Origin of the sequence: Pseudonocardia xinjiangensis (genome assembly GCF_012911925.1) — a bacterium.
Lineage (GTDB): Bacteria > Actinomycetota > Actinomycetes > Mycobacteriales > Pseudonocardiaceae > Pseudonocardia > Pseudonocardia xinjiangensis.
Genome location: NZ_JAAXKY010000067.1, coordinates 20,955 through 37,854, shown reverse-complemented (window position 1 = coordinate 37,854; position 16,900 = coordinate 20,955). Strand labels below are relative to the sequence as shown.

Here is a 16,900-nt window from a genome sequence, read left to right as displayed (position 1 = left end):
GGCCTGGTCGGGATGGGGGTCGGCCGGGGGGACCGGGTCGTCGCGCTCGCCCCGAACTGCGTCGAGACGCTGGTCACCTTCCTCGCTGCCGCCAGCCTCGGTGCGATCTGGTCGTCCTGCTCGCCGGACTTCGGCGCGCGGGCCGTGCACGACAGGTTCGCGCAGATCGAGCCGGCGGTGCTGCTGGCGGTGGACGGCTACGTCTACGGCGGGAAGCGGTTCGACGTCCGCGCGAACATCGAGGCCCTGCGTGCGCAGCTGCCGATGCTGACGGCGACCGTCCTCGTCCCGTACCTGGACGAGGACGCGACGCTCGACGGCACGGTGTCGTGGAGCGACTTCACCGCGACGCACGCGGCGCTGGAGTTCGAGGCGGTGCCGTTCGACCACCCGCTCTGGGTGCTGTACTCGTCCGGTACCACGGGCCTGCCGAAGGGCATCGTGCACGGCCACGGCGGGATCGTCCTGGAGCACGTGAAGTCTCTGGGCCTGCAGATGGAGCTGGGCTCGGGGGACCGCTTCTTCTGGTTCACCACCACCGGCTGGATGATGTGGAACCTGCTGATCGGGGGCCTGCTGGTGGGCAGCACCGTGGTGCTGTTCGACGGCAACCCCGGCCATCCCGACCTGGGCGCGCTGTGGAAGCTCGCCGAGCGCCACCGCATCACCTACTTCGGGGTGTCGGCGCCGTTCATCCAGTCGAGCCTCAAGTCCGGGCTGCGCCCCCGCGACCGGTACGACCTGGGGTCGCTCGTCGCGATCGGATCGACCGGGGCGCCGCTGTCGGTCGAGGGCTTCCGGTGGGTCGGCGACGCCGTGGGCGAGGACATCCAGCTCTGCTCCGTGTCGGGTGGCACCGACGTGTGCTCCGCCTTCGTCGGCGCGTCGCCCCTCGTCCCCGTCTGGCTCGGCGAGATCTCCTGCGCCGGGCTCGGCGCTGCGGTCGCCGCCTACGACGAGTCCGGCAAGGAGCTCGTCGACGAGGTGGGCGAGCTGGTCATCACCCGGCCGATGCCGTCGATGCCGGTGTCGTTCTGGAACGACCCCGACGGTGCCCGGCTCCGCGAGGCCTACTTCGAGGACTTCCCGGGCGTCTGGCGCCACGGGGACTGGGTGCGGCTCACGCCGCGCGGCTCCTTCGTCATCTACGGCCGCAGCGACTCCACCCTGAACCGCGGCGGCGTCCGGATGGGCACGGCGGACTTCTACGCCGTGGTCGAGGGTGTCGACGAGATCCTCGACTCACTGGTGATCGACACCACCGAGCTCGCCGTCCGCGACGACGGAGCCCTGCTCTGCTTCGTCGTGCTGGCGCCGGGAGCCTCGCTGGAGGACGTCGAGCCGGGCCTGCGCCGCACCCTGCGTTCCGAGCTGTCGCCGCGGCACGTCCCGGACCGGTTCATCGTCGTGGACGCCGTCCCGCGCACCCTCAACGGCAAGAAGTGCGAGGTACCGGTCAAGAAGATCCTCTCGGGTGTGGCGCCCGACAAGGCGGTGAGCCGGGGGGCCCTGCAGAACCCCGAGGCACTCGCTCCGTTCCTCGCGCTGGTGACCCCCGGGGGGTCGTGATCCGGGCGGAACGGCATGTGTAGTCTGGTGTCCGCTGGAGGCCGAGAGGCCCCGGGAGGCTTCGCCTAGTCTGGTCTATGGCGCCGCACTGCTAATGCGGTTTGGGGTCACCCCCCATCCCGGGTTCAAATCCCGGAGCCTCCGCACCTGGAGTGGTCGGGTAAGATCGGCCGCGACGGAGTACGACAACTGAAGAGCACGCGCCCGTAGCTCAACGGATAGAGCATCTGACTACGGATCAGAAGGTTAGGGGTTCGAATCCCTTCGGGCGCACAGAGAATTGCCAGGTCAGGGCCCTACTCCACTTCGATGGGGCGGGGCCCTGAGTCGTTTCCGGGGGCCGGTCGTCTCAGAGCGGGTGATCCACCTTCCCCGACGGATGACCGGCTCAGTCGGCGGCTGCCCGCAGGTAGACCTCTGCGAGATGGCGCAGGTGCGGCCGGAGCTCGGCTGGGGACTCCACGGTGAAATCCATGCCGAGCATGCCGATGTAGGCAGCGATGGTCTCGAGGCTGTCGGCGCCCGTGACGAGCACCGATTCCGTGTCCGTGATCGACTCGACCACCCCGACGGCCGGGTTGATGCGAGCGAGCACCGCTTCGGCAGGCGCGGCGACGCGCAGGCGGGCGTGCACCGTCCAGCCGCTCGTGGCGATCGAGCGCATGGCGAAAGCCGTGTAGTCGCCGCCGGCCAACGGCGTGGGCGGGAAGCTGCGACCCGTCGGCATCCGGGGTTCGATCCAGTCCGCCCGGAAGGTGTCCCACTCGCCGGACGAGGGGTCGCGCGCGACGAGATGCCAGCGGCGTTCCCAGCTCAGCAGGCGGTAAGGCTCGACGAGCCGGGCCGCTCCGCGGTAGTCGAAGCGCAACAGTTCGACCTTGCGGACGGCGGTCGCGACCGCCGTGAGCACGGTGTGGTCCACCTCGGGATCCGGTGCGTCGGTGCCGGTGTTCTCGGGTGCCCGATCGACCACCGACGAGAGCGCCGCCACGGTCGAACGCAGCCGTGGTGGGAGCACCTGTTGGAGCTTCGCCAGTGCTCGCGCACTCGACTCCATGATCCCGGTGATGCCGGTCGCCGCCCGCAGGCCGACCGCAACGGCGACGGCCTCCTCGTCGTCGAGCAGCAGCGGCGGCAGCTTGCCGCCGGCGCCGAGACGGTATCCGCCGGTCGTGCCTCTGGTGGTTTCGACCGGATAGCCGAGCTCGCGCATCCGGTCGATGTCGTTGCGGATGGTTCGCGACGTCACCCCGAGGCGAGCGGCGAGCTCGGTGCCCGTCCAGGTTGGTCGCGACTGCAGCAGGGCGAGCAGGGCGAGGAGCCGTCCGGTGGTGTCAGCCATTGTTGAAGGTTCCTCGCTCAATAGGAAGGGAGTGTTCCTATATCGACGATACCGTTGCAGGCATGACCAACACCGACATCCTCCCCTTCCGCGTCGAGGTCACCCCGGCCGAGGTCGACGATCTGATGGACCGGCTCTCGCGCACCCGCCTGCCCCAGCCCGCCCCCGGTGACGACTGGAGCTACGGCACCCCGAACAGCTACCTCCACGAGGCGGTGCAGCGCTGGCGCACCGGCTTCGACTGGCCGGCCCAGCAGGAGCGCATCAACACCGTGCCGCACTTCACGACCGAGGTCGACGGGCAGACCCTGCACTTCATCCACGTGCGCTCGGCCCACCCCGATGCGACGCCGCTCCTGCTCGCCCACACCTACCCCGGATCGTCTGTCGACTACCTCGACATGATCGGCCCGCTCACCGATCCGGTCGCGTACGGCGGCCGTGCCGAGGACGCCTTCGACCTGGTGATCCCGGACGCCCCCGGCTACGGCTTCTCGAACCCCGTGGCCGAAGCCGGTTGGGACACAGCCCGCGTGGCACGCGCCTACGACGAGCTCATGCGGCGACTCGGGTACACGCGATACGGCATCCACGGCTCGGACAACGGCGCCATGGTGGCCCGGGAGCTCGGGCTCCTGAACCCCGACGGCTTCCTCGGCCTGCACGTGTTGCAGCTGTTCTCCTTCCCGTCCGGCGACCCCAGCGAGTTCGAGCGCCTCGAGCCGCAGGACTACGCGGGGCTCGAGCACATGAAGTGGTTCCAGTCGGTCGGTGGCTACAACACGATGAACGCGAGCCGGCCGCAGACCGTCGCGGTCGGCCTCAGCGACTCGCCGGTCGCTCTGCTCGCCTACAGCGAGCTGTTCAACTCCTTCGGCAACGGCACGTCACTGGTGCCGCTCGACACGATCCTCACCGAGGTCACCGTGAACTGGTTCGCCAACGCCGCGGCGGGCATGAGCCGCAGCTACCTCGAGAACGCCCGCGCCGAAGGCGAGCCGCAGGTGAACTCCGCGCCCACCGGCGTCGCCGTCTTCGCCGACGACTTCCAGACGATCAGGGTCTTCGCCGAGCGGGACAACTCCGACATCGTGCACTGGAGCCGCTTCGACAAGGGCGGCCACTTCGCCGCGCTCGAGGTTCCCGAGGTCGTCGCCGGCGACATCCGGGCGTTCTTCGCCGCGCTGCGCTGAGCGGGGCTGTCGGACCTCACGTCGTGACGGCGCTTCCGGCCCGGCGCATCGGTCAGGCGCCGGGTCGAGGGGGGCGGGGACGATCGTGCGGATGCGTGGGCGGGACGGCCCCGCTCTCTGCGCGCTCCGTCCCGTGAGCCGGTGCCCGGTCCGGAACCCGGAGGACGGTGCGGAGGGCCGACGACAGGCGCTCGCGGTACCGGTCCATGGCCTCCGGGCCGATCCCCTCGGCGGCGGCCCACGCGAAGTCGTCGGTGGCCACCCGCAGTGCGGTGTTCATGCTCGCGGCGTGGATGCGGACCTCGAGACTGTCCGGCGGCAGGCCCATGCGCTCGCCGAGCACCTCGGCGAAGGTGGGCTCGGCCCGCTCGTGCAGCACGAGCCACACGGCACGGAGGGCAGGCTCGTCGCGGGTCAGCCGGACGACGGCCAGCACCGCCTCGATGTCGCTGCGTGACGGGGCAGGTGTGAGGGTGTACTCGACGTCGAGATGCTCGGTGAGCTCGAGGTCCGGTGGCCAGGAGCGCAGCGCGTCCTTGAAGGCGTTGACCGTGCGGGTGAGCAGCGGTTCGACGCAGCTCTCCTTGCTGCGGAAGTACCGCCACAACGTGCGCTCGGACACCCCGGCCGCGCTCGCGATCTGCTCGCCCGATGTGGCCGATACGCCCTGCTCTCGGAACAGCCGCACTGCGTGACGAGAGATCTCGAGCCGTTGCTGCTGACGTTGGTGATCGCTCATCGGCGGCCGTCCGCGGCGAGGTCCACCGTCGTGCCCCTCCACCACATCGACCTCCACCTGCGACTCGGGGGCTGTTACGCAGGGCACACCGTAACGACCATCATTTATGGCAGTCCCTGCCACAAAGTTGTACCGTCGGGACGTCTTCGAGGTGTCCCGAGAGGAGAACCGGTGACCGTCGCCGCATCCACCGAGCGTCCCCAGCTGCCCTTCGTCCGGCCCAACGTGCTCGACCTCGCACCGCTGTACGAGGTGCTGCGTCGCGAGGCGCCGGTCGCGGAGGTCACCACGCCGGCAGGTGATCCCGCGTGGTTGGTCACCCGCTTCAACGAGGTCCGCGACCTCCTGGCCGACAAGCGGCTCGGCCGGTCCCACCCGGAGCCCGAGCGCGCATCGCGCATCTCCTACGCCGCCGTGCAGGACGGGCCCTCGGGTACCTACGAGACCGAGAACGCCGACCACACCCGGATGCGGCGGCTGCTGACCCCGGCGTTCTCCGCCAAGCGCATGCTGCAGCTCTCCGATCACGTGCAGGACCTGGTCGACGGCTACATCGACCAGCTCGTCGCCGACCACGACGGTTCACCCGACGGGATCGTCGACCTGCACGCCGGGCTGGCCTTTCCGCTGCCCGTCGCGGTCATCTGCCGGCTGCTGGGCGTGCCCGAGGGTGACCGGGACCGTTTCCGCCTGCTCTCCGAGCGCATGGCCACCTACTCCGAGGACGGGGACGCCCACCGGGCCCGCACGGAGTTCGGGCGGTACATGGCCGGGCTTGCGGAGGCCAAGCGCGCCCACCTCGGCGAGGACGTCATCTCCGACCTCGTCCGCGCCCAGGCCGGCGACGAGGACTTCGACTACGCCGAGATGGTCCGGCTCTCGGTCGGCCTCCTCTTCGCAGGCCACGAGACCACCGTCAACCGCATCGGGCTGGGCACCCTTTTCCTGCTCACCCGCTCCGACCAGTGGGACGCTCTGACCACCGACCCGGACGGCCGGATCAACGCCACGGTCGAGGAGATCATGCGCCTCGGCGCCCCCGGCGACCTCGGCATCCTGCGCTACGCCCACACCGATCTCGACGTCGCCGGGGTCACCATCCATCGCGGTGACGCCGTCATCCTGTCGATCAACTCCGCCAACCGCGACCCGTCCGTCTTCGACGACGCCGAGACCTTCGACCCCGACCGCGAGGAGCGGGGGCACGTCGGTTTCGGGCACGGCCCGCACTTCTGCATCGGCGCAAGCCTCGCCCGTGTCGAACTGCGCACCGTCTTCGCCACCCTCGCCCGTCGCCTCCCGGGGCTGCGCCTGGCTGCGGACCTCGACAGCATCGATGTCCGCAAGGACCACATCACCGGTGGCGTCACCGCATTGCCGGTGACCTGGTGAGCACCGAGTCGACGGACAGCACTGCTGGTGGCCCCGCGCCGTCTCGGCGTCCTGTCAGCCGATGGCCTGCCGGTATGCCATGTCGGCGGCGGTGAGGCCCTCCAGCGCCATGCCCAGTGCCGTCCCCTCGGCCATCCGGCGGCTCACCCGCTGGCGCAACATGACCGCGAGGTAGCGGTTCAGCAGCTGCGGGCGCCGGGCCAGCTGCTCGGCGATCTCCACCGCGCGCTCGAGGACCCGCTCCTGCGGCACCACCTCGGCCACCGCACCCCAGTCCAGCGCCTGCTGCGCGGTGAACGAACCCTGGGTCATGATCAGGTGCCGGGCGCGGTTGAAGCCGAGGATCTCCTCCCAGACCACCTGGATGCCGTCGCCCGGCACGATGCCGAACGTCAGGTGCGGGTAGTCGGAGAACACCGTGGACTCGGCGGCGACCACGACGTCGCCGAGCAGGACGTACTCGCTGTGCACGGACGCCGGGCCGTTGACCGCGGACACGATCGGCATTTCGAGATCCACCAGCCGCTGCAGGACGCGCCGCCCCTCGGCGTAGGTCCTGTCCCAGTTGAGCGGCTTGGTGATGTCCCCGAGGCTGGGGCCGTCGATGTCGGTCATGAACCGGTCACCGGTCCCGGTCAGGATCAGCACCTGGTTGTCGCGGTCCTCCGCGATCGCCTCCAGCGCCCGGGGCAGGTCGCTGTGCGTCTGGCCGGTGAAGGTGATCGGACCGCCGTCGGTGTGGAACCGGAGCGTCAGCACACCTGACGCGCTGCGCTCCATCGCGAGGTTCTCGTACGCGGTGAAGTAGGCCGGAGCGGTGTCTGCGGTTGCCGAGGTGCTGGAGGACGACGTCATCGGGTTCTCTCCTGAGGGGCGGGTGGAAGCTGATATGTGTGGCTGCCGTCTGCTTGGTGGCCGAATCGCTCCGGATCTCACGGAGAACGGTTGGAGACGGGCGTCACATCTGCGCCCTACGCCTCACGGCGGATACCCCTGCTCGTCCTCCTGGTTCTGTGCGAGGGCGCGGAAGCGGCCGGGCGTGATGCCCCGGATGCGGGTGAACGCACGGTTGAACGCGTACTCGCTCGTGTAGCCGACCGATCGGGCGATCGGGCCGATCGGCCCATGGGTCGAGCGGAGGCGATGCGCCGCCAGCTCCATGCGCCAGTCGGCAAGGTAGGCGAGCGGGGGTTGCCCGACGAGCGCACGGAAGCGGCGCGCCAGGGTGGCCCGGGAGACCGAGAGGTGGGCGGCGAGGGCCGGCAGCGTCCAGTCCCGGGCCACGTCGCCGTGCAGAACGGCGATGGCCTCGCTGATGAGCGGGTCGCGCAGCGCGGTGAGCCAGGACGCCGGTAGCGGCTGAGTCTCGGCCGTCAGCAGCCAGGCGCGGATGATGTGGATGAGCAGGACGTCGAGCAGCCGGTCGCGGACGGTCGCGGTGCCGGTCGGTGCGCTGCCGATCTCGTGTGTGAGCAGCTGTAGGACGTGCTCCGTCGGCCGGGTCGGATCCGCATGCAGGTGGATCACCGGCGGCAGCACGCCGAGCAGTGACGCGTTCAGGGTGGCGTTTTCCTGGTAGGAGCCACAGAGGATCCGGGTGTGCGTCTCGCCCCGCCCGATCGTCAGCCTGCCGCCGGAGGTCAGTGCCTGACGTGCAGCCAGGTGGTCGAACGGTTCGCAGTGCTGTCCCGGCCCGGTGACCAGCTGGTGACGCGGTCCGGTGGGCAGCAGCACCAGATCTCCCGGCAGGAGGTGGCGCGGCTGCTGACCGTCGACCTCCAGCCAGACGTCACCCGAGATCATCGCGTGGAAAGCGGCACCGGGAATGTTGTCGATATCGACTCCCCAGTCCTTACCGGCTTCAACGGTGGCGGCGACCGTACCCCTGACCTTGGTGACGCCGAGCACGTCCGACAGTGGGTCCACCCCGGCAACCGTACTGGCACCGGGCGATCACTGAGACGCACGGACAAAAGAATGAGCATATCGGCCATCGCTGGGGAACGGCCGGCTTCATAGAGTTAGTTTTGCCAGGTTCCCGGCCCTGGGCTGAATCCGAGGAAGGCCTGGGATTCTCGCTGCCCGGAGATCAGGGCGGCCAGTCCGGCTCGTGAATAAGGGAGTTGTGATCGTGGATCGTCGTGCCGTGCTCAAGTCTGGAGCAGCCGTCACATTCGGCATGCTCGCCCTGGGAGCCGTCGAGTCCGGTATGAGCCCGGCACTGGCCGCCGACCAGCACCCGGCCACGGGGTGGGTCCCGTTGCCCGACCCGGCAACCGGCGGCGTGGTCAGTCCGCCCTTCCCCCAGCACCTGACGAGCCAGGAGCAGGCGAACCTGACGACGTTCGACGAGTTGGACTTCCAGGTGTTCTCCCACGCCCAGTGGGCGCGACTGAGTGAAAGCCACGCTCGCAACGTCCGGGCGCACTGGCCCGACGGCCATTACACCGACGGTCTCGACAAGCACGCCGAGGATCTGGCGGCACTGTTCGTGTGGGCGCCCGACACGCGAATCGAGGTGCACCCGCTGCGCGTGGCAAAGGACAACCCGACGGCCGTCACCGGCGTCATGAAGGGCACTTTCACGCGGCCCATGCCCGACGATAAGGGCGGCTCCATCTCGCCGACCGGTAAGAAGTACGCCCTCAACATGGCAACCGTCGGGATCTGGAACCGGCACGGCACGATGGATGAAGAGTTTCTGTTCTGGGACAATTCTGCCTTCTATCAGCAGATCGGCCTGGGCTGAACATTACCGGCAAAATGGACGCGGGCAAGGCTCCGGTTGTACGGATACTGGTGGCCGACGGCTACATCACGGTCGCGCTGTGCGGGCCCGCCCGTCAGGTGAGTGATGTCCGGGCGCTGTGCGCCGAGCTGGAAGCGGCCTCCGAGCTGTGTTCGAGCACCGGCACCGTGGTGCTCGACCTGTCGGCCTGCCCGGTGCTGGAGGACGAGGCGGCGGCCGCTGTTCGTCACGTTCTCGCCCGGATCCATGCGTGGACCCGTTGCGACGTGGAGCTGAGACGCTCCCCCGACAGGGTGCGAGCGGACATCCGCAGGTTGCCGGTCGAGCGGCCGGTCGTGGCGGAGACCCCTGGGGGAGAGCGGTGCATGTCCGAGGAGGACCAGCGGTGGGTCCGAGGACTCACCGCGACCGGACGTGAGCACGAGCGGACCGTCGCGAAGCTGTACCCGTTGCTGCTGGTGCCGGCGCGCGCCGAGGCCGCGGGCAGGCTTCGCCGCACTCTCGACGTCCGGGGTCCGGAGATCGACGACATCGCCTGCCAGGCCGCCGCCGATGCCGTCGTCTCGATCATCCGGAAGGTTCCCGAGTTCCGCGGTGAGGCCACATTCACGACCTGGGCGCACCGGTTCGTGCTCACCGAGGTGGCCACCAAGGTCAACCGGCATTTCTGGCGCCGCTGCGACGCCTCGTTGGACGCGCCGGATCGCAGCGACCTGCCGGCGAGGCGTGAGTTCCAGCCGGAGATCGTGGCGGAGTTCCGCGACATGCTGGCCGTGGTGGCGAGGGCCGTCGACGTGACACTGAGCGACAGGCAGCGCGACACCCTCCTCGCCGCGGTGCTCGGCGGGATGTCGCCGGAGGCATGGGGGCGGCAGCGGAGCTCCAGCCGCAACGCTGTCTACAAGGTGGTGTACGACGCTCGGAGAAAACTGCGGTCGGCGCTCGCCATGGAGGGCTATCTCGGGACGGGGTGAAGACGCCACGCTGCGGTGTCCCGGCTACGCTCCGGGACGGTGTGCCGGGACGTCTGGTCGATGATGGTCGATCGACGACCGCGCGCAGCCCCGATGCGCGCACCAGGCCGGCCTGAAGATCTCCGCCTCGCGCCCAGGCCTGCAGGTAGCTCGATCGAGCCGCTCGGACCCCACCCCCGCCCGCATCCGAACTGAGGACGCCGTGGACGAGAGCCAGAGGGTCAGCGTGCCCGCCGTCGATGACCAGGCTGAGTCGAGGACGGAGCCGATAGTCCTCGTCGAGCAGGCACCCGATCCCGATGTGCGCCGGCGGTGGCGCCCGCCCAGTTTCGAGCTGAACGCCGTTGCGCTGATGGCGGCGACCGGGATCACCGGTGTCGTCGGGCTGGCGTTCTGGGCGGTGGCGGCGCGGTTGCCGCCCGCGGAGGTCGGGCGTGCGTCGGCCATCCTGACGACCGCCACCATGCTGTCGCAGCTGTCCAGCTCCAACGTGGGTGTGCTGTTCGGTCGTGTCCTCGCAGCCGCGGGCGCGAAGTCGCGCTCGCTGGTTCTGGGCGGGTACGGGATAGCTGTCGCCCTGAGCCTCGTGCTCGGGGCCGCATTCGTTCTCGTCATTCCCAATGAGCTTCTGACCGGGACCGTCGAGAAGGTGGCGTTCCCGCTGATCGTCGCCCTCTTCTCGCTGTTCGCCCTGCAGGACTGGGTGCTGACCGGCATACGCAAGTCGGTGTGGATACCCCTCGAACAGCTGTTGTTCGCGATCGGCAAGCTCGGCTTGCTGCTGCTTTTCTCGGTCTGGGCACTGCAGAACGGCATCGTCTTGTCGTGGGTGTTGCCGTGCCTGCTCGCGGTGTTGGTCGTGAACGCGGTGCTGCTGGGGAGAACGCTCCCGCGTCGTAGAGCGGCCGAGGCCGGGGCGACGGAGATGCCGGACCGTCGCGGCCTCACCAGGATCTTCCTGGCGGAGTACGCGACGGGCGCGGTCATGTACGTGGTGCCGCTCACCCTTCCGCTCCTGGTGGTCGCGGTACTCGGGACCGAGGCCAACGCCTACTACGCGGTGCCGTGGCTCATCAGCGAGTCGCTCGGCCTGCTGATCTTCAACATCAGCTCCTCGTACCTGGTCGAGGCGGCACACGACAGCCGGCGTATCGCCGCGCTGATGGCCCGGACGATCCGGCTGATCGCGCTGGTCGCCGTGCCCGGCGTCGCCGTGGTGATGATCGCCGCGCCGTGGATCCTCTCGATCCTGGGGCCGGCGTATGCCGCCGAGGGGTCGACCGTCCTTCGCCTGATGGTCCTGGCCATCCCCTTCAGCACGGTTTCCACCCTGTATGTGGCGATCTGTCGAATCCAACTGCAGATGGCCCGGGTGGTGGTCATCGAAGCGATGATCGCGGTGCTCGTCATCGGTTTCGCGTTCGCTCTGGTCGGCCCGCTCGGCCTCGCGGGCGTCGGTCTCGGCTACCTGATCGCGGAAGTCGTCGTCGCCGCCGCCACGATCGTGCCGCTGGTCCGGTTCCTCCGGGCCAACCAGTTCTCGCTCCGCCGCCGCTGACGGGGTGGCACCGGGTCCTCCTGCGGGCGCACGCCTCAGGCTCGCCCCTGCACTGGCCGTGACCTCTGAGTCGGACAGAAGACCCAGACAATCACCAAACGGCGCAGTGCCGCTACGCTGGGTGCAGGAACGAGCCGATGCGGGAAGATCGAGGGAGCGTCAGATGAAGGCGACAGCCTGCGCTGTCGATGACCGCGGACGTCCGCGGCGAGGTGCTCGGCGTGAGATGTGGCCCGTCTGCCCGGTCGTATCGGAGTCGTAGTGCTGGACGTGAGTCGGCTGTCCACCCGTGAGGCCGTGGAGAAGATCCGCGAGGAGTGGACAGAGCTTCAGGACCGCAGTGAGACCCTCAACCCGTTCGTCGGGCCGGAGTGGACGATCCACTGGATGCGATCACTCATGCCCGAGACCGACGAGGCGTGGATCCTCACCGTCCGCGACGCCGGTCGGCTCGTCGGTGTCGCGCCGATGCACCTCCACACGTACCGGCTCGGGATCCGCAGGCTGCAGATGATCGGAAGCGGCGCGCCGTGGGTGGGGCCGTTCGAGGCTCCCGCAGTGCTCGCCGCGCAGCCGCAGGGCCGCCAGATAGCCCGTGCGCTGATCGAGTACCTCGCCACGCAGCAACGGTCATGGCATCTGGTCACGATCGCGCTCGGAGAGAGCGGCGACTGGCTCGAGCCGGGGTGGCTCGCCGCGCCGGACTTCACGGTCGTCGCCTACAAGACCACCCCCTTCGTCGTCCTCCCCCTTCCCCTTGCGCCGCGCGGACCCTCCGAGGGCAGGCGCAACCTCAAGGAGGCCGTCCGCCGCGCACGCAACCGGCTCACCAAGCGATTCGGGGTGGACGGCTGGCAGGTCGAGGGCCTCACCGAGCCCGCTGCGGTCCGGTCCGCCTCGGAGGAACTCGTCCGGCTGCACCGGGCTCGCGCGGAGTTCAGGGCGCGCGGCGATGAGCACTCCGACGTGCTCGCCGATCCACAGGTGCGCGCCTACGTCCTCGACGTGATCGCCGATCTCGCGGAACGCCGCCGTGTCACCGTCTACCGGCTCGTGGCCGAGGGGGAGACGCTGGCCGTTCAACTCGTGCTCAGCACGGGCACGGCCGCATTCATCTCCATCTCGGGGTTCCGCTCCGACGCCTGGGACTACTCCCCGACCAACTACCTGCAATGGGTCGCGGTCACCGACGCGGCGGAGCGTGGCATCTCCGAGGTCAACTTCTCCTCGTGGCCCACGCAGGCCAAGCTGCGCTGGAGTCGCACCGTGCGGTCCACCCCGGAGTTCGTCGTGATCGGACCGGGCCGGTTCGCGAAGCTGGTCGCGGCGCCTGCGTTCCTCACGGCGTCCGCGCTGAGCGCCTACCGGCGCGAACTGGGCGTGGGAACCATCGGCCAGCTGTTCCGGCGCGTCGACAGCAACCGGTCAGCTGGCCGACCCGCCTCCTGAGTCCGGCCGGCCCTCAGTGTCGCGGCCGGTAGGTCGCTATGACGGTGCCGCTGCTGGTGGGCCGGGCGCCCACCAGGTCGAGGCGCGTGAGCTCAGCGTCGTCGGCGAACAGCTTCTCGAGGCCCTGACCGGCCACGACCGGGCTGACGAACAGCGTGAGCTCGTCGAGCAGGTCCGCGGCGATCAGGGAGCGGACGAGACCCGGGCTGCCCGAGACCGTGATGTCCTTGCCATCGGCAGCCTTGAGCTCCCTGATCGCGGTCGTCAGGTCGCCGCTGACCAGATGGCTGTTCGGCCACGCGGACACGTCCGTCAGCGTCGTGGATACGACGTGCTTGGGCGAGGAGTTGATCCACTCGGCGAAGGCGAGGTCCTCGCCGTCGGTGACGGACGGCCAGTAGCCCGACCACTCCGTCCAGGTGACCCGGCCGAGCAGGATCGTGTCCGCCTCCGCCATCGTCCGGCCCATCTCGACCCCCATCTCCTCGTCGAACGCGAACTGCCACCTGTCCGGCGACTGCGCGACGCCGTCGAGCGAGACGAACAGTCCTGACACCAGCTTCCGCATGGCTTCCTCCCTGGTCGGTGGGTGCGGGAGCCAGCTTGGCCGGGCGGTGCGGCGAGGTCGACGATTCGGCCTGGGCCTAATCTGCGAGGGTGATCGAGGTGGACCTGACGGCCGAGGACCTCTCGCGGATCCGGTTCGCCTTCTCCCCGGTCGCGGAGACCGTGACCAGCCTGCGTGCGCTGTCCGTCGGAGCCCGCAACGGCCTGCACGCGCCGTGGCTCGCTGACGTCGCCGGGCGGCTGGACGCGGTGGACGTCGAGCTGCTCACCACCCTCGTCCGGCCCGCCGGCTATGTGCCCGACTTCCTGCTCCCCACCCCGGCCGGCCGCTCGGCCACGATCGGGGCGGGTCTGGAGCAGATGGCCGCCACCCCGCCCGAGGTCGTGACCGCCGAGCTGCGCCACCTCGCCGAGCACCCCGTCGCGCAGCGCGGATCCGGGCGGGATCGGCGGTCGGCGCTACTGCACGGGCTCGCCGACCGGCCCGTGTACGCGCTGCGCCGCATCACCGGCGAGCTGGAGCGGTACTGGGCCGCGGCTCTGGAGCCACACTGGTCGCGGATCGGCGCGCTGCTGCAGGCCGACCTCGCGCACCGGCTCGAGGAGCTCGCGACGGGCGGCGTCGCGCAGCTGTTCGGGACGCTGCATCCGGCCGTCGCGCTGCGGGGCGACCTGCTCACCGTCGCGAAGTACTACGACGGGCGGGTCGGGCTGCGCGGGCGAGGGCTGCTCCTGGTGCCGTGTGCGTTCGCATGGCCGGATGTCCTGGTCGGTACGGCCGATCCGCAGCCGAGCCTGACCTACTCCCCGCGGGGGCTCGGCCGGCTGTGGGAGTCCGCGCCTGCCGCGGGTGTCACCCCGCTGGCCGGGGTACTCGGCCGTACCCGGGCGACGATCCTCGCGCTGCTCGACCTGCCGATGTCCACGACGCAGCTCTCCGCCCAGCTCGATCTCGCCGCACCGACCCTGAGCGGGCACCTCACGGCACTGCGCTCGGCCGGGATCCTGGTCTCCCGCCGAGACGGGCGCGCGGTGCTCTATCGACGCACCACGCTGGGTGACCATCTGCTCGCTGCCGCCGGCTGAGCGCGCGGCTGAAGCGAGTAGTCGCTTCAGCCGCGCGGCCGTTCAATGGAGAGGCTTACGGGAACGGGAATCCGTTGTCGTCGCCCGGGAACGGGAATCCGTTGTTGTCGCCGCCGACCACCACGTTGTCCACGCGGCACGTGCCGGAGCCACCATACGTGTTGTCGCCGCCGATGACGACGTTGCTCTCGCGGCACTGACCCGGAACCGGAGGAGGCGGCGTCGGCGTGGGTCCCGGCGGCGTCGGGTCGAGCGTGACCACATACGGAATGGCGTCGTTCGATGCGCCGCAGTTGAGGTCACCGTTGAAGGCGGCCGTGATGTTGTGGGTGCCGACGGTGCTGAACGTCGTGGTGAGCGAGGCCTGCGAGTTGGTGACCGGCACGGTGTCCAGGATGTCTCCACCGTCGAAGAAGGTCACGCCCAGGCCGCCGGGGTCAGGGAATCCCGGGCAGTTGATCACTGCGGTGAAGACGACCGGCTCACCGACGACCCCCGCTGCCGGGGACGCCGTCAGGGTGGTGGTCGAGTTCACCGCCTGTGCCCAGGCTGTTGGGGAGAACACCAATAACCCGGCAAGTGGAATTACCGCAAGCGCGAGCGAGCGGTGGCCCAACCTGTAGCGAGTTTTCACTGCACTCCTCTTTCGTTGAGGGAACGCTGAATGGGCCCCCGCGAAAGGTGATTGGGCCCGTGCCCGGACGTCACCAGTAAATGCACCTCGGGGCGGGGCAGGCAACGCAGGTCACCCGCCAATGGTGTTTCGTCCTGCTGTCGAGGAGGGCTCGCCGATCTGGTTACGCTCCGCGAGAACGGAGCAGGGCCGGAGCTAGCGGGCCACCAGTTCGATCTCGGCGTCCATCCTCGGGCCAGCGCGGAACGGGGCGGCGAGGGTGGGGAGGATGTGGCGGCGGTTGCGGACGAGCGCGGTGATCGCGAGGGCTCCGTAGAGGCCGCACAACATGTATCGGGCCTGCTGGCCGGGGAAGACGAACTGCAGCGCGAAGAGTCCGAGCAGCGTGAAGGCCAGCCAGCGCGGGAACCGCAGTGCCAGCAGCGCGGCGATCCCGAGCAGCGTCTGGGCCGCAGTGAGCAGGAACTCCTCGATCTGGCGGCCGTCGAGCACGAGCGCCGCCGACCCCCCGCCGAGCAGGTAGGCGATGGGCAGGCTGCCGACGAGCAGCGTCCACTGGTTGACCTTGCTCGAGATCAGTGTGCTGATCGCGTCGGCGCCCTTGCCGTGCACGGCGAACAGGATCGCCACGATGAACTCCGGCGCCTCGGACGCGAGTGGGGCCAGCCACTGCACCAGCAGGAACTGGTCGATGCCGAGCTGGGTGCCCGTCTCGATGAGCGAGTGGGCGAACGGTTCGGCCGAGGTGAGGATGACCGCGGCGGCGAAGACGAACAGCCCGGCCACCAGCGACCGCCGGACGCGGGCGGGCAGGCCCCCGATCCGCGCCGCGGGGCCGACGAGCTCAGGCTCCTCGGCCTCGGCGCGGGAGACCTTCCACAGGTAGAACATGAACAGGCCGAGCAGCCCGAAGCCCAGCACGAGGTGGATCTGTCCCGTGAGCGGGACGATGAAGGCGACGACCGAGGCGATGGCGAGGAAGCCCAGCTCGACGCGCCGTCCGGACTCGAGCACGAGCTCCCGGACGGGACGCCCCGAGCGGCGTGAGGCGACCGCCAGCGCGATGATCACCACGACCGACCAGCCCAGCCCCAGCAGCAGCCGGTTCGACCCGGTCATGTTCGCCGCCGCGTACGCCACATAGCTCGGATCGCTTCCGGCCGTGTAGGCGAAGTAGAGATCCACGGCGTACTCGGGCAGGACCGCGATGACGGCCAGGATCGCGATCGCCAGGGGGCCGGAGATGTCCATACGGGCGGCTTCGGCCGCCCACGCGAGCAGGAATGACGAGGCCACCACGGCGGCCCCGAACGTCACCAACCCGAGCAGGGCCGGCAGCGGAAGCCCACTGATGCGCACCACCAGGGCGGGGAGCGTGAGCAGCACACACAGTGCGATGGGGCGGATGAGCTTGGCGAGCACGGTGACCTTCCAGGACGGCGCGCCGCCGTTCCGGAGGTCTGCAGGGGACACTCCGACCAGGCGACTCGACTGGCCGAAGGTCTCGTCCACCCGCGGAGAACGGGTCCTGTCGCCGGAGGACCATGGGGCCCTCAGTGTGTCGACGATCAGGTTGGCGGACTACTCCCCTTCAGGAGTGCCCACCCTGCCAGACACTTCGTCGATTGCGCAAGTGTCGAGGTCCGCG

At 69.6% G+C, this 16,900-nt stretch carries 15 protein-coding genes and 2 tRNA genes; 10 read left to right on the top strand and 7 right to left on the bottom strand.

The features are described 5' to 3' along the window. The 3 genes from HF577_RS20305 to HF577_RS20295 all read left to right on the top strand — a co-directional run. The coding region (locus HF577_RS20305; protein WP_169397487.1) for an acetoacetate--CoA ligase at positions 1-1,569 on the top strand (1,569 nt) is incomplete at its 5' end. 54 nt (positions 1,570-1,623) lie between these two features. Further along, positions 1,624-1,713, top strand: a tRNA-Ser gene (locus HF577_RS20300). A 56-nt stretch (positions 1,714-1,769) separates the two neighbouring features. Next, positions 1,770-1,842: transfer RNA gene (locus HF577_RS20295), tRNA-Arg, on the top strand. A 115-nt stretch (positions 1,843-1,957) separates the two neighbouring features. On the opposite strand, the gene HF577_RS20290 is transcribed toward HF577_RS20295, so the two are convergent. Further along, positions 1,958-2,911, bottom strand: a complete 954-nt coding sequence (locus HF577_RS20290; RefSeq protein ID WP_169397486.1) for a helix-turn-helix transcriptional regulator — start codon at positions 2,909-2,911, stop codon at positions 1,958-1,960. A gap of 62 nt (positions 2,912-2,973) precedes the next feature. On the opposite strand from HF577_RS20290, the gene HF577_RS20285 reads away from it, so the two are divergent. Next, positions 2,974-4,104 carry an epoxide hydrolase family protein gene (locus HF577_RS20285; RefSeq protein ID WP_169397485.1) on the top strand — a complete coding sequence of 377 codons (1,131 nt, stop codon included), beginning with the start codon at positions 2,974-2,976 and terminating at the stop codon, positions 4,102-4,104. 52 nt (positions 4,105-4,156) lie between these two features. Here HF577_RS20285 and HF577_RS20280 read toward each other — a convergent pair whose 3' ends face one another. Continuing rightward, positions 4,157-4,792, bottom strand: coding sequence for a TetR/AcrR family transcriptional regulator (locus HF577_RS20280; protein WP_312859256.1), 636 nt, complete (start codon positions 4,790-4,792; stop codon positions 4,157-4,159). Between the two features lie 222 nt (positions 4,793-5,014). Between HF577_RS20280 and HF577_RS20275 the strand changes: the two genes are divergently transcribed. Continuing rightward, the gene (locus HF577_RS20275; protein ID WP_169397483.1) at positions 5,015-6,235 is read left to right on the top strand and encodes a cytochrome P450; all 1,221 of its coding nucleotides are present in this window, start codon (positions 5,015-5,017) and stop codon (positions 6,233-6,235) included. A gap of 54 nt (positions 6,236-6,289) precedes the next feature. Here the strand turns inward: HF577_RS20275 and HF577_RS20270 are convergent, their stop codons facing one another. Both HF577_RS20270 and HF577_RS20265 read right to left on the bottom strand, forming a co-directional pair. Then, the gene (locus tag HF577_RS20270) at positions 6,290-7,090 is read right to left on the bottom strand and encodes an enoyl-CoA hydratase/isomerase family protein (RefSeq protein WP_169397482.1); all 801 of its coding nucleotides are present in this window, start codon (positions 7,088-7,090) and stop codon (positions 6,290-6,292) included. Between the two features lie 123 nt (positions 7,091-7,213). Continuing rightward, the gene (locus tag HF577_RS20265) at positions 7,214-8,161 is read right to left on the bottom strand and encodes an AraC family transcriptional regulator (RefSeq protein ID WP_169397481.1); all 948 of its coding nucleotides are present in this window, start codon (positions 8,159-8,161) and stop codon (positions 7,214-7,216) included. Between the two features lie 205 nt (positions 8,162-8,366). Here HF577_RS20265 and HF577_RS20260 point away from each other — a divergent pair, with 205 nt between their 5' ends. The 4 genes from HF577_RS20260 (at position 8,367) to HF577_RS20245 (ending at position 12,965) form a co-directional block, all read left to right on the top strand. Beyond that, entirely contained in the window at positions 8,367-8,984 is a 618-nt protein-coding gene (locus HF577_RS20260; RefSeq protein WP_211174561.1) for an ester cyclase, read from the top strand. 14 nt (positions 8,985-8,998) lie between these two features. Beyond that, entirely contained in the window at positions 8,999-9,958 is a 960-nt protein-coding gene (locus tag HF577_RS20255) for a sigma-70 family RNA polymerase sigma factor (RefSeq protein WP_169397480.1), read from the top strand. A gap of 202 nt (positions 9,959-10,160) precedes the next feature. Further along, positions 10,161-11,516, top strand: coding sequence for a lipopolysaccharide biosynthesis protein (locus HF577_RS20250; RefSeq protein WP_169397479.1), 1,356 nt, complete (start codon positions 10,161-10,163; stop codon positions 11,514-11,516). A 261-nt stretch (positions 11,517-11,777) separates the two neighbouring features. Continuing rightward, complete coding sequence (locus HF577_RS20245; RefSeq protein WP_169397478.1) at positions 11,778-12,965, top strand: GNAT family N-acetyltransferase; 1,188 nt, start codon at positions 11,778-11,780, stop codon at positions 12,963-12,965. Positions 12,966-12,978: 13 nt separating this feature from the next. Here the strand turns inward: HF577_RS20245 and HF577_RS20240 are convergent, their stop codons facing one another. Continuing rightward, entirely contained in the window at positions 12,979-13,533 is a 555-nt protein-coding gene (locus tag HF577_RS20240; RefSeq protein WP_169397477.1) for a dihydrofolate reductase family protein, read from the bottom strand. An 89-nt stretch (positions 13,534-13,622) separates the two neighbouring features. On the opposite strand from HF577_RS20240, the gene HF577_RS20235 reads away from it, so the two are divergent. Then, positions 13,623-14,618 carry an ArsR/SmtB family transcription factor gene (locus tag HF577_RS20235; RefSeq protein ID WP_169397476.1) on the top strand — a complete coding sequence of 332 codons (996 nt, stop codon included), beginning with the start codon at positions 13,623-13,625 and terminating at the stop codon, positions 14,616-14,618. A 55-nt stretch (positions 14,619-14,673) separates the two neighbouring features. Here HF577_RS20235 and HF577_RS20230 read toward each other — a convergent pair whose 3' ends face one another. Next, positions 14,674-15,252: an Ig-like domain-containing protein gene (locus HF577_RS20230; RefSeq protein ID WP_211174560.1), complete on the bottom strand. Its 579-nt coding sequence runs from the start codon at positions 15,250-15,252 to the stop codon at positions 14,674-14,676. A gap of 195 nt (positions 15,253-15,447) precedes the next feature. After that, positions 15,448-16,674 (bottom strand): sodium:proton exchanger, encoded by a 1,227-nt coding sequence (locus HF577_RS20225; RefSeq protein ID WP_169397490.1) that lies wholly within the window; start codon positions 16,672-16,674, stop codon positions 15,448-15,450. Positions 16,675-16,900: the final 226 nt, after the last annotated feature.